This window comes from Microaerobacter geothermalis (assembly GCF_021608135.1).
Taxonomy (GTDB): domain Bacteria; phylum Bacillota; class Bacilli; order DSM-22679; family DSM-22679; genus Microaerobacter; species Microaerobacter geothermalis.
In genome coordinates this window covers 1-13,310 of sequence record NZ_JAKIHL010000039.1, presented here as the reverse complement: position 1 = coordinate 13,310, position 13,310 = coordinate 1, and the positions used below count along the sequence as shown (strand labels likewise).

11 protein-coding genes are annotated in these 13,310 nt (G+C 41.0%); 3 read left to right on the top strand and 8 right to left on the bottom strand.

What is annotated here, in order from left to right; all coding sequences use genetic code 11:
* The first annotated feature begins 271 nt into the window (after positions 1–271).
* Positions 272–1,990, top strand: coding sequence for an Rqc2 family fibronectin-binding protein (locus L1765_RS13015; protein WP_236407921.1), 1,719 nt, complete (start codon positions 272–274; stop codon positions 1,988–1,990).
* 59 nt (positions 1,991–2,049) lie between these two features.
* On the opposite strand, the gene speD is transcribed toward L1765_RS13015, so the two are convergent.
* The 7 genes from speD to L1765_RS12980 form a co-directional block, all read right to left on the bottom strand.
* Complete coding sequence (speD, locus tag L1765_RS13010; protein WP_236407920.1) at positions 2,050–2,451, bottom strand: adenosylmethionine decarboxylase; 402 nt, start codon at positions 2,449–2,451, stop codon at positions 2,050–2,052.
* Between the two features lie 219 nt (positions 2,452–2,670).
* The gene (locus L1765_RS13005; RefSeq protein ID WP_236407919.1) at positions 2,671–3,258 is read right to left on the bottom strand and encodes a non-ribosomal peptide synthetase module; all 588 of its coding nucleotides are present in this window, start codon (positions 3,256–3,258) and stop codon (positions 2,671–2,673) included.
* Positions 3,259–3,548: 290 nt separating this feature from the next.
* A complete protein-coding gene (locus tag L1765_RS13000; RefSeq protein ID WP_236407918.1) occupies positions 3,549–6,638 on the bottom strand; it encodes an efflux RND transporter permease subunit in 3,090 nt (1,029 codons plus the stop codon).
* The gene (locus tag L1765_RS12995) at positions 6,639–7,856 is read right to left on the bottom strand and encodes an efflux RND transporter periplasmic adaptor subunit (protein WP_236407917.1); all 1,218 of its coding nucleotides are present in this window, start codon (positions 7,854–7,856) and stop codon (positions 6,639–6,641) included. It lies immediately after the preceding gene.
* Between the two features lie 293 nt (positions 7,857–8,149).
* Positions 8,150–8,743, bottom strand: coding sequence for a TetR/AcrR family transcriptional regulator (locus tag L1765_RS12990; protein ID WP_236407916.1), 594 nt, complete (start codon positions 8,741–8,743; stop codon positions 8,150–8,152).
* A gap of 145 nt (positions 8,744–8,888) precedes the next feature.
* On the bottom strand, positions 8,889–10,004 hold the full coding sequence (locus L1765_RS16130) for a restriction endonuclease (RefSeq protein ID WP_236407915.1): 1,116 nt from the start codon (positions 10,002–10,004) through the stop codon (positions 8,889–8,891).
* A gap of 94 nt (positions 10,005–10,098) precedes the next feature.
* Entirely contained in the window at positions 10,099–11,265 is a 1,167-nt protein-coding gene (locus tag L1765_RS12980) for an MFS transporter (RefSeq protein WP_236407914.1), read from the bottom strand.
* Between the two features lie 106 nt (positions 11,266–11,371).
* Between L1765_RS12980 and L1765_RS12975 the strand changes: the two genes are divergently transcribed.
* A complete protein-coding gene (locus L1765_RS12975) occupies positions 11,372–11,569 on the top strand; it encodes a hypothetical protein (protein WP_236407913.1) in 198 nt (65 codons plus the stop codon).
* A 66-nt stretch (positions 11,570–11,635) separates the two neighbouring features.
* On the opposite strand, the gene L1765_RS12970 is transcribed toward L1765_RS12975, so the two are convergent.
* Positions 11,636–12,580 (bottom strand): L-lactate dehydrogenase, encoded by a 945-nt coding sequence (locus L1765_RS12970; RefSeq protein WP_236407912.1) that lies wholly within the window; start codon positions 12,578–12,580, stop codon positions 11,636–11,638.
* Positions 12,581–12,883: 303 nt separating this feature from the next.
* Between L1765_RS12970 and L1765_RS12965 the strand changes: the two genes are divergently transcribed.
* Complete coding sequence (locus L1765_RS12965; RefSeq protein ID WP_236407911.1) at positions 12,884–13,183, top strand: zinc-ribbon domain containing protein; 300 nt, start codon at positions 12,884–12,886, stop codon at positions 13,181–13,183.
* Positions 13,184–13,310 lie beyond the last annotated feature (127 nt).

Below are 13,310 nucleotides of genomic sequence, written 5' to 3'. Positions count from 1 at the left end.
TGCTACCTTATTCAGACAAGCCAAAAAAAATGCTATACTATGGATGCGGAACAAAACAAACATGACCCGAAGGGTCACAAAATGAAAATGTATTTTCCTTTCAAAAATTCACATGTCCGTTAGTCGAGTTCGTACAAGAAGTGATTCAGGTCTGCTTCAAGTGTAAAAAACGGAGTCCTGTAAAACATCTGTAGATTTCAAAAATGATGTCTGTGTGCAGGCAAATATAAGAATGATTCGAAGTAAGTAAGCATGATTGGAGTTGAATAGGATGTCTTTTGACGGGTTTGTGATACATGCCATTGCAAATGAACTAAAATCAAACTGTTTACAAGGGAAAATATCTAAAATATATCAGCCTGAAGAAGAAGATTTGGTCTTCCATATTCGAGCCAAAGGCAAAAATCTTAAGATTCTTCTTTCGGCCAACCCTGCTTTTCCACGTGTCTATCTAACTGATAGGGAATTTCAGAACCCAGCAGAGCCTCCTATGTTTTGCATGCTGCTAAGAAAGCATTTGGAGGGGGGAATCATAGAAGAAATTGAGCAGGTAAATCTCGAAAGAATCATCATCCTGCAGGTTCGCACCAGAGATGAAATGGGAGATATCGCATTAAAAAAACTGGTGATTGAACTGATGGGCAGACACAGCAATCTGATATTGGTTGACCCCTCTTCCAATCGGGTGATAGATAGCATTCGCCATGTAACGCTCAGTATGAGCCGTTACCGTACCGTTCTTCCAGGAAGGGAGTATATCTTTCCCCCTGATCAAGGAAAAAAAAATCCGTTATGGATCACCGAGGACCAATTCATCCGTTCCCTTCAGTTTAATCAAGGGAAACTGGATCAACAACTGGTGAATCAGTTTACAGGCCTTAGTCCATTAGTTGCAAAGGAAATTCTCTATCGGGCCGGACTACCAAACAGAGAAAACTTATGGGAGAGCTTCTCCAGCATCATGGAAGAGATAAAACATAAACAATATCAGCCCACCCTTGCTGACAGCGGGAAAAAAATCTACTTTTCAGCGGTTCGCCTTTCTCATGTGGAAGGAAATATTAAAACCTTTGAATCTATGAGCCTTTGTCTGGAACACTACTTTGAGCATAAAGCTGAACAGGATCTGGTGAAGCAAAAAGGGCAGGATCTCTTTCGTATTCTTCAGCATGAGCTAAAAAAAAATGAGAACAAGCTGGAAAAAATGGAAAGGGAACGAAAAGACGCCGAAGACGGCGAACGTTACAAATTGTACGGAGAATTAATTACCGTCTATATGCATCAGATAAAAAAAGGAGATAAGGAAGCACTGGTCAACAACTATTATGAAAAAGATGATGCCATTGTTTCCATCCCACTGGACCCAAAAAAATCACCCGCTGAAAATGCCCAGCATTACTTCAAAAAATATAATAAGTCCAAGACCTCCCTGATCATGTTAAAAAAACAGATCAATAAAACCCGGGAGGAAATCAATTATTTGAATACCATTTTACATCAGCTGAGCCATGCCTCTTTGTCAGACATTGAGGAAATCAGAGAAGAACTGCAGGAACAAGGATATTTAAAACATAGAAAAAGAATGAAAGGAAGCAAAAAAAGAGAGCATTTGCCCCAATTGGAGCAGTTCCAATCATCAACTGGCTTCACCATATACTTGGGTAAAAATAACAAGCAAAACGATTATTTAACCAACCGACTGGCAAAACCTACAGATACTTGGCTTCATACTAAAGACATACCCGGTTCCCACGTGGTCATCAGGGGTAAAGATGTTGATGAAATTTCAATTAAAGAAGCAGCCCAATTGGCAGCCTATTTCAGTAAAGCCAGGCATTCCAGTCAAGTCCCTGTCGACTATACCTTAGTAAAACACGTAAAAAAACCGAATGGAGCCAAACCTGGTTTTGTAATCTACGACAATCAGAAAACGATTTTTGTAACTCCGAATGAAAAGATTCTAGAAAAATCGAAAAAACGCCCATCCTGAATCGGATGGGCGTTTAATGTTTCGTTAATCCTGTTCATGTTCCGTTTTTAGGTTCAAATTTAACGAACCAGGCTGGACACCTTTACTTCGGGATTTACGACTTCCATTTCCCCAACGCCGCGAATTAATTTCTTGGCATAATACTTCGCAGGCTTTAGCACAGAGATCAGGTAGTCAATCGCCACCTGCGGGTCAACGGTTTCGCCGCAAGTATAGCAATCAATAGCAGCAAATCCCTTCTCAGGATAAGTGTGAATCGACAAGTGGCTTTCTGATAGGAGCAAAAGAACAGTAGCTCCTTGAGGTTCGAATTTCTTAGATTGTACTCCCAAGATTGTAGCTCCAGATGTTTCTGCAGCTTCTACCATTTGATGTTGTAACCATTCTGCGTTGTTTAGCAAGTCAAAATCGACTCCCCAAGTGTCAATGGCAACATGTCTTCCGAAAGTTGAGTATTCCATCTTTCGGTTCCCCCTTCCTAGCAAAATATTTTTAAAAAATCGCTAGGACCTGCGTCATTCACTACTGGGGGTATACACTTATCAAAAGAGTCCCCTTTTCATTGAGTGAATCCTGGTTCCTATTAACATTAACGAAAATAAAAATATCACGTCCTTTGCAAACTTGCAATAGGCTTTTGAAAAAAAATTGTAATTTTTTTTGGTAAAAAAGGAAACAAGTTACGCTTCCAGAATAAACAAGGAGTTGGATAATTCTTTCAGGGATTGGTCAATCTGATTTCTCATTTCTACATGATCCTTGTGGCGATTCCGTTTATCCAGCAATTCATTAATTTTCATGCGAATCTTATAAATCTCTTGTTCAGCCCATTGGCTTCTATATAATCTCTCAAATTCACCCAGCGAATCCTTATACTGGTAAATAATCCGCTCTCTCTCTTTGTTCAGCTCTTTGATGGAGACAACGATTCCGTTATGATACTGATAAATCATGGTGAAATTGGAGTAGATACGATGAACCGTTGCACTACCCTTGAAAGTTGATATCGCTTTTCTCATCAAAGATGCCAATTCCAAATCACGAATGAGATAAGAACCGTAACAAATATATTGATTTTCTTGCTTGACAAAGGAGAGGGTTACCTGATGATTGGTTTCATACAAAATGAGTTCACGATCGCCATTATCCAAAATCTTAATTTCCATACGAAAATTTTCCATGGTAAACATTTGGATAAATTGATGAAATTCCAGTTCGCTTAATTCCAAATACACCTTCGTATATTCAGTCGCTAGTCGCCTAGCCATAATATCTCCTCAATTCTGATTTTTTTGACCAGAGGAAATGACAACACAACAACCCAATCGAAATTTTTTATACCTTTATGGGAATCCTCGCTTACCACATAAATAGCGGAAGATAATCACCCCTTGGATAGTTTCCTACAGATTAGATTATACTTTATTTTTTTAAAAAAGTCCCCCCCATTTTTATATAAAAGTGGAAATATAGATGTCGAATTAAACTTGTTCAGGAGCCTGCCGCCACTTTTCTCAGATAACTAGATTCTTTAATTCCGTCTACATGGATGCTATCGTTAGAAAGATACTTTCTCAGAAGGGTGCTCCGGATGATTTATGCTTTTGTCTCTCCATTTTGCCAGCAATACATACAAAGAGGGAACCACCACCAAGGTTAGAGCAGTGGAGAAAATCAAACCGGAAATAATGGTCACCGCCATGGGCCCCCATAAGCTCCCACCCAGAATAGCCATCGGCGTTAAACCGAACACCGCTGTAGCCATGGTTAATAATATAGGGCGCAGACGGGCTTTCCCTGCTGTTGCTACGGCTTCGTACAAGTCAAGTCCTTTCTTCCTCGCCTGTTCAATAAATTCGATGAGAACAATCCCATTTCTTACTACGATTCCCGATAGACTCACCATACCCATTAAAGCCATAAATCCAATGGGTTCCCTAGTAATGAATAAGCCGATTATTGCTCCTCCGCCAGCCAAATAAACGGTTGACAGGATAAGAATGGGAATAGACAATGAATAAAACTGCATGGCAATGATGATATAAATTAACAGTAAAACGATCAGAGATAGCTTTCCAATCGAAGTAAAAGCAGCATCCCTTTCTTCAGTCTCTCCTCCAATTTCAATAAAATACCCCGGCGGCAAGGATAGGCCCTGTAAATAGTGATTTAGATCCGTCATGATCTCATCTGGGAGTCTTCCTTGGGCATAACTGCGTACCGTTACCGTTCTGGTCAGATTGTTATGATGGATGGCTTTAGTCATCCAATTTGGTTTCAAGGAGACGATTTCACTTAAAGGGATAGGTTCACCATTTGCCGAAGGAACCAATAATCTTTCGATGTGATTTAAGGATTGCCGATCTTTGTCTCCTGAGTAAAGGGTAACATCCAACAATTGATCCCCCTTCTGATACTGAGCCACCTCCACACCTTCGACGGCCAATCGGACGGTTGTGGATAAATCCTTATCGGAGATTCCATAGAGGCTAGCTTTTTCCTTATTCAGTTCCAAATCAACGGTATACATATCCATACCCATGTCATCGGAAATATTAACAGCGCCTGGGATTTTATACAACATATTCTGAACTTCCTGGGACAACTTTCTTAGTTCCTCCAAGTCCGTTCCATTGATGCGAATGGCAACGGGAGCACCGACCGGCGGGCCTGATTCCAATTCACGGGGCAAAATCTCGACACCGGGAAACATCTCCTGCAGTTGATTTCTCCAAGGTGTAATCAATTCTTTCGTCTCTGTTACTTTTCTGTCAATCTTGACAAATAGCTGACCTTCATTTACTCCTGAACGCTCCAATTCGGTGTTATAAAATTTTGGTGTTGTTCTTCCCGCATAAGCAGATACAGAAACGACCCCTGGTTGCTCTTTTACCCAGGCTGCAGCTTTTTCAACGACTTCCTCTGTCACAGCTAAGCTGTTACCGGTTGGCAACGTAAAGTCAATTAAAAACTCTTCCCGCTCTGCATTAGGGAAATATTGAACACCCAAATAAGGAAGCAATCCAAAACTGCTGGTGCCAACAGCTAAAGCGACTACACCTGTTAGCAGCGGGCGGCGCAAGAATCGATGAATCTGCTTTTCATAATAAATACTTAATTGATAAAGGTGTTTTCCTAATAAACCCGGTGATTTAGCTTCATATCTATTTGAAAAAACAGATTGTCGCTCACCCATCCACTGTCGGAAAATAGGCACAATGGTAAGTGACATGATCATTGATACTCCCAAGGTAAGACTTACGACCACAGGAATGGGCTTGATAAAGTCCCCAATATCCCCCTTTAAAAAGAATAGGGGGAAAAAGGCAGCAGCCGTTGCTATCGTAGCTGTGGTGATGGAAATGGCCACATCACGGCTTCCCTCTACAGAAGCTTTAAAGGGAGGATCCCCCAAAGATAGCCTTCTCTCAATATTATCATTGACAACAATGGCATCATCCACCAGAATTCCCAGCACAATTACGAGGGACGCAATGGTAATCTGGTTTAAATCAATCCCCAACGCATCCAGGGGTATAAACCCGATGGCAATAGAAATGGGAATGGCCAACGCTACAATAAGAGCCGTTGCAATGGTTAATCCCAATGAGCAAACGATGATTACCGCAACCATTCCTATCAGCAGTTCCCGGCCTAACTCAGAAAATAAGCGATTAATGCTTTCCTTTTGATTAAACAGAGATATGACCTCCACATCAACAGGAAGCTGTTTTTTTAGTTCTTCGATTTTTTTATCAAGTCTGTCCTGAAGAGAAGGGATATCGACTCCTTTTTCCGACCGGATCACAAGATCCACTGCCGGTCTTCCGTTATAAGTAATGCCGACCTTTCTCTTCTTTGTTGATAATTCAACTGTAGCTACCTCTTTTAACTTGACGGGAACTCCGGACGGTGTTCGATAAACAACGGTGTTTCCAATATCTTCAACCGTTTCCCATTCCCCCGTCAGGTTTAAATAAAATTGCCGATTTTTTTCCTCTACGGTTCCTAACGGCACCCGATTATATTTGTTTTCCAGGGATTGATAAACCACTCCCCATGGAAGTCCATAGGCTGCCAGACGTTCAGCATCCAATGAAATGCTGATTTCCTGATCAGGCAGTCCAACGATGGACACATTGCTTACTCCTTCAACGGTATTTAATTGGTCCTTCCAGTTTTCGAGAATCGGACGTAGACCTTCAATCTCTTCTCTCTTTTCTACGACAACGTGTAAAATTTGCTGGGCAATCCCTGCCAAATCATCATTAACGACCGGTTTTTCAGCTTCATCAGGCAACTCACTTTCAGCAGACTGCACCTTCTGCCTAAGGATATCCCATGAGCGTTGATTATCCCCTCCGGGTTTTAATTCAACGACGATGTAGGATAGATTAGCCATGGAAGTAGACTTCACAGAAGCGATATTATCCATCTCATTTATTTTTTCTTCCAGGGGCTTGGTAACCAATTGCTCTACTTTTTCCGGAGATGCACCGGGATAGACAGTTGTAACGGTTGCTACGGTTAAGGCAATTTCAGGATTTTCCCTTTGTTTTAGCCCGGCAAAACTGAATGCTCCCACCAATACAGCCATTACAAAGAAAAGGAGGGTAATTTTCTGATACTTTAAGAGAAAGGCTATCACTTACTTTACCTCCTCTCCAAATACTTTTTCTCCGTCAGATAAAAAATTGGCTCCTTGGACAACCACCTTTTGTCCGCTTATTAAACCTGAAGTGACCAAAAGATCTCCTTTCACCACTTTCTTGACCGTCACTTTCTGTTTCCGAACCTGCCCCTGTTCAAAAATAAATACATAGGGTCCTCCTTCTCCTTTTTGAATTACTGCTGAGGGATTTAGATAAATTCCCTTTTCTTCTTGAATCTGATTAATGACTGAAACCGTCTCCCCTGATAGCCATGCTCTGTCTTTATTGTCGACAACCACCTCTACGGTTACAGTACCTGTTCCACGATTGGTCGCTGGGGATACCCGGGTAATCTCCCCCACTTTCACCATAGTCCCATTAACCACTTTTACTTTTTTCCCTGTAGACCAATCCTTTATTTCTTTACTAGGAACAGGGAGTGAAACCTTTAAATGGTCTATATACCCAAAACGATAAATAGCTCTTCCAGGGGAAACCAACTCCCCGACTGAAGCAAATTTTTCCAGAACGACTCCTTCAAACGGGGCTGTTAGCCTCGTCTTTTCAAGCTGTTCTTGTGACAATTTCGACTGAGATGAAGCTTGATTCACCTTTGCCGCAACCTGTTTCTTCTGTTCATCTCTGGCTCCTTTAAGGGTAAGTTGATAGGCTTCCTCAGCCTGAGTCAACTGTTGTTCCGATACTTCCAACTTTGTGATGACCGCCTCAAAGGCAGATTCTGAAATGGCCCCTGCTTCATACAGCGATTTCATTCTCTGATACTCACTTCGAGCAAGCTCAGCTGATGCCTTGGCTTGGTTAAAAACGGCTTCCGCCTGCTTTATTTCTTCCGCTCTGGCTCCGGATTCCACCTGTTGTCTAACAGCTTGGGCTTCATCAAGTTGTGCCCTGGCCGCTTCTGCCTGCCACTGATAGAGTTCTGAGGATATCGCAGCGAGAACTTCTCCCTTTTTCGCCTCGGTTCCAATTTCCATCATTTCCTGTTCAATCTGCCCCGCCACTTGAAAGGATAAGATGGCTTCCTTTTCCGGCTGCAATATACCTGTTAACTGAGAATCCCGAACAGGTTGAGAAAATGTAACTTCGGTTATATAGACCGTCTTTAACGATTCATTAGAAACTTCCTCGCTCCCGCAACCGCTTAAAATGAAAATGAGCAGAAACAGCAAAATATAGTAAATTCTCCATCTCATGTTTATGTCCTCTCCCTTTACAGTCTGAATCAAATTTTATTTCTATAGGTGTGGAACATTTTTTTAGTTCCGTACAGATATTTAGAAGGAATTAAAGAATTTATACGGACAGCCTTCGAGTTCGTACTGAGCGGCGAGGCTAAAGAACGGGAATTAGCCCTCAAACTGACTCCACCTTTGAAATACCCAGATGTTTTTGAGGGCTCCGTTCTTTAGCCTTGAAGCGGACCTGATTTACTTCCTGACGAACTCGACAAGCGGAAGTGTAAATCTTTAATTCCAGATCTAAAGATTTACACGTCCACTTCCAAGTACGAATAAATCATCTGGGTCAGTTCCTCAATCATGGTGTCCAGATCAACACCCCTCGGATTCATCTTTAGCATAATAAACGAGCCTACCATGGTAGACATCAAGACAGGAACTTTCTTCTCGGCATCCAGCTGTTGAGAAAGGTAACCTTCCTCAATCTGCTGTTGGATAAACTTGACGAGAAATTGCTGAAAACTCTGGTACATCCATTCAATCTTTGCCCTGATCTGTTCATCTCTTCCAGCCAATGCGTAAAACTCAAGAATTATGGAAGAATTAGAGTAGTTTTCCTTGCAGCTGATTGACACCAGCCGATAAATCGTCTCTTTCAAATTGCCAGCCCATTGATAGGACAGCAGTCTTCTCTGCCGTTCTTCCACATGCTGCTCCAGAAGCTTAAAAAAAATCTCCTCTTTGGAATGAAAGTGAAAGTAGAGGCCTCCTTTAGTAATTCCAGCCTTTTTGCAAATATCGTTTACCGATGCCTTTTCATATCCTTTTTCAGAAAAAACCTCAAAGGCAGCAAGGAGAATTCTATGATAGGTTTCTTCCCCCTGTTTTTTCTTAAGGCTCAATGGATCTCCTCCCTTCACAGGTTATTATACCGACCAGTTGGTATGTATTATTTTAAATAAAAGGTTAAATCCTCCGACGAAAATTGTCAATATAATTTCCGATTTACAAACAAAAGACCGCCCAATGAATCTGAGCGGCAGTTTGCTAGTTCACTTTGCTTTCTTCAGGTGAAAAATGATATTCCGTATTCCACACTTCTTCTATAGAGATGGGTTCCTTCACAAGATTCCAATAGGTTTTCTCACGGTTCCAAAAACGCTCAATCCATTCAGCCAATTGTTCCCGGTTTACCAGTTTTACCTTTAAGTGCTCCGCCAACTCCCTGGCAGGGGAAGTAAAATCCCTGTTTGTGATCACCGCAGCAGTATGGCATCCATAATAACCCTTTGCTGCGTAAACTTCCTGTATGGCATAATTTCCAACCGGAGCAGAAACATTCTTTGCTTGAACCACTATTTTTTCTTCAAGCCTCTCCAGGATCAAATCTCCACCCTGATCTCCCGTTGTCTTGGTGTAAGCAACCTGATAGCCCATCTTTTCAAATAACATTCCAAGAAATCGTTCAAATTCCTTCCCGGAATCACCCATTTGATCGATATCTTCCAAAGTAACAGGTTTCACCGGCCTTCTCTCCAACAGAATTTCCTGTATTAACTGTCCCCTTATTTCCATTTCCATTTTGTATTCCATTTCTCTTAGGAGGGGACCCGGTTTTTTTTTCCAGTCGGAATACTTGATATGCAGCTGATTTTCTAAATCTTCCTTTGAAAAATTCTCCTCGATAAATCGGATTAAATTGTGAATAGTCCAGGATTTTCGAACCTCTTCAGAGAGCGAGTCTCTTCCCCCTTTTACACTCACATATAATTTCAACACTGATTCAATATTGGCAGGTGTACCCAACATTTTTGATATCAAATGGGCAAATTGACTATACCGATGTTCCTGTATCTCTTCATTGATAAAGAGACGCAGAGCCATCAGATCGATATAGGAGCCCCTTTGATATAGCATCCCCTGAAGGTCCCTTACTGCTCTTTCCAAAAAAGGATGTTCCTTCGGTTCATCGGAAACTTCCACATGGTGAACGGTTCCATCTTTCCTTAATTCCAGCGGGATTTTAAATTCTTCGTTAAACGTACGAACAAAACGGCGAATCCAATCCCTTTCCCTATCGGCCGCATTTCTGTACTTCCTTACCATCAGGGTCCCCTGTCTAAAATAAGAAGGTTTAAACAAATTGACAAAATCTCTGAACACCACAAAACCTCTCCTTCCCTCTCTTCATAGAATCATAGATTATCTATCTACCATTATGAACAGATCAAGGGAAGGATATACCGATGATTGTTTTTTACCCATTTTCCTCTAATTGGTGGTGAAGGAAGTACATTCCCACCGGCAAAAAAATGATCAGGACAACCATGAGATAGTAGGAAAATCCCATTCCTACATCAAACCCGATCACAATGAAGAGAAAAAAGGCGATTCTGCCTAATGCAATGGCAAATTCTCTGAATACCAAGGTCTCCATCAGTCTGGTCATCCCAATTTCTTTTGTCTGTTGTGAAAAATAAATCATGTTTTTGAAATGAAGAGTCGTCACAGGAAGCCATAATAGGGGTAGGGCAACAGAAATGACCAGATTAAAGAGGACAAACAAAGGAGCTGAAGGAATAAGAAGAGTAAGGGTAATCACCACGGCCAATATCATGCCCATCCTGGCCAGCCAATCCCTGTTGGATTGATTTAACACCTTTCCTACCACCCAATAGGTAACAATCGTCAAGAAGGAGAAAAACATATTCCAGCTTCCCAGGGAAAATTCATTCTGCAAAAAAAGATAGATGAAAATACCGAATGAAAGCTGAATAAAAGAGAAAAAGAATCCATAGGCTGCAGAGACAAACCCGATGTTTAACAATTTTTCATCCTTTGGCATAAATAAATTTCGTTTACTGAATTTTGACCGGACCTGAAGATTAGGTGAAAAAAAACTGGCGATCACTTGAGCAGACAATAAAATCAGGATGATAAAAAAAGTTACTTGATAGCCTTTAATCATGATGAACATTCCAGAAGCAATGGGCGTGAGCAATTGTGCCAGCCCCGATATCACATACTCCAAACCAACCAGAAAGGAACGGTTTTTTTCATTTGAAAACCAAAGGAGATATAAATTAAAACTGATAAAGAATAGTCCAATATAACTCCCGTAAAGGATGCCCAAAAAAGGCAGGAAATCAAGATGAAAATGTTTAAAAACAAGCAAAAAGAAAAATTGGAAAAAGGCAAGCAAAGCAGATAAAACAAAGGTGCTTCTACTTCCTGATATACGCAGGAACCAAGCACCTGTTAATGTGGAAATAAATATAAAGGTGACAGAAAAAAGATTGAAAACCCCAATGGTCAAAAAATCCTGCTGCAGATGCCAAAAAAACACATTCATAAACAAATTTGAAAATGAAATGACCATAGAAAAAATAAAATGGATGAAATATAATACCCCGATCGGATTCAACCAAACCCCTCCATGAAGACAACCTTTCTCCATGTATATGTCTTATGCACAAAAACTTTCCTTCCCCGTATGATGATAATAAGATAAGCTGCATGGAGGAATTTGCATGAAAAGGGGATTCTTATCTAACATTTTGGCTTTTGGGACACTGATCAGCGCGATAATCACCATTATTGGGGTATTATTCTCGATTGAGTGGTTAGGAATGGCGGGCGTCGTGGTATTGTCCTTTCTGATGATTGTGATATTGACCCTTATCACTTCGAACGTCCTTAAACAATTTTTAGATAAAAAAAAGAGGTAGAAGAACCTGTATTTCAGGTTATTCATACCTTTCAATATAGCCAAATTGAAATAGCATAAACTGGAATTAAATGGATACTTGATTTAAGAACCGTTTCAACTGATCCGCCGATTTGATCAAATTTTGTCTTTCATCTTCGGAAAGAGGAAGTTCCAGAACCTCTTCTGCACCATTTTTCCCAACGATGCAAGGAACACCAATACACACATCATCAATCCCTAAATAGCCTTGCAGATAAGTGGAAACTGGAAGAACAGAACGCTGATCCTGTAAAATAGCCTCACAAATTCTGGCCAGGGATAAGGCAATGGCGTAATAGGTGGAGCCTTTTTTCTGTATGATTTGGTATGCTGCGCCTCTGGTATCTTCGTAAATTGTTTCTTTATCTTCTTCCGATAATCGCAGCCTTGAATGATGCTGCAGCTCCTTTTGGGTTGTTCCTGCAACATTAAGCAAACTCCATACCGGAACCTCGGTATCTCCATGTTCCCCTACGATTAAGCCATGAATACTTCGCGGATCAATGTCTAGCTTTTTGGCAATCAAATATCGAAAACGAGCCGTATCCAGTAAGGTCCCCGAACCCATCACTCTTTCCTTGGGCCAACCAGATATTTTCTGAGCAACATAAGTAAGAATGTCCACGGGATTGGTAGCAATTAACAAAATTCCATCCTGATTATATTGGATAATTTCTCCAATGATTTCACGAAAGATCGTCACATTTCGCTGCATGAGATCAAGTCTGGTTTCTCCTGGTTTCTGATTGGCCCCTGCGGCGATAACAATAATATCAGCCCCTTTGCAATCCTCATAGGTACCCGCTTTGATTTTCATTGGTTGAGCCAAAAGGATCCCGTGGTTTAAATCTAAAGCGTCTCCCTCCGCTTTGTCGGGATTCACATCAATCAAAACCAATTCGTTGACCATCCCTTTTACGAGAACGGTATACGCAAAAGTTGAACCAACTGCTCCACAGCCGACAACAACGATTTTTGAATGTTTTTTCATCCTAATCTCCTCCAAATCAGTAATCCTTTATACCATTCATCATAGCTGAAATCTTGGAATTTAATCATTAATATTTTGTGAATTTTTTCACGACATCGTATTTGATGTGCTGATTCTTTAATACATAAGGCCGGAAATTCTCTAACTCTGTCGCTATAAATAGGGATTGTAATTCTTTCCAAAATCATTTATATTCTAATTACAAACTGTATTTGGTGTGGTAGATACATTAAACCAACTCCTTGTTTGGTAAAGGTATGCTGCTCAATTACAGTTCATCCCCCAAACAAAGGAGATTGGAAAATGGTTTATGTAGACAAGAATTTAGAATGTAAAGATTGCGGAAAAACTTTTGTTTTCTCCGCCAATGAACAGGAGTTCTATGCAGAAAAGGGATTCAAAAATGAACCCTTAAGATGTCCTGAGTGCAGATCAGCCAGAAAACAAAATGTGCGAAACAACAGAAGAGATAACAACTCCTTCCGTGCCCCGCGCAAAATGTACCGTGCCACCTGCTCCGCATGCGGCGCTTCAACTGAGGTTCCCTTTAAGCCAAGCGGTGAGAAGCCTGTCTATTGCCGTGATTGTTTCCAAAGAAGATAAATCGAGTAAGAGGGGGCGACTAACCCCCGTCTTCTCACACCACCTAGCATGCGGTTCCGCACTAGGCGGTTCGCCAACCTTGACGAAGTTCGTTATATCTTTGGGTTAAACTCTTGAGTCCTCGGGA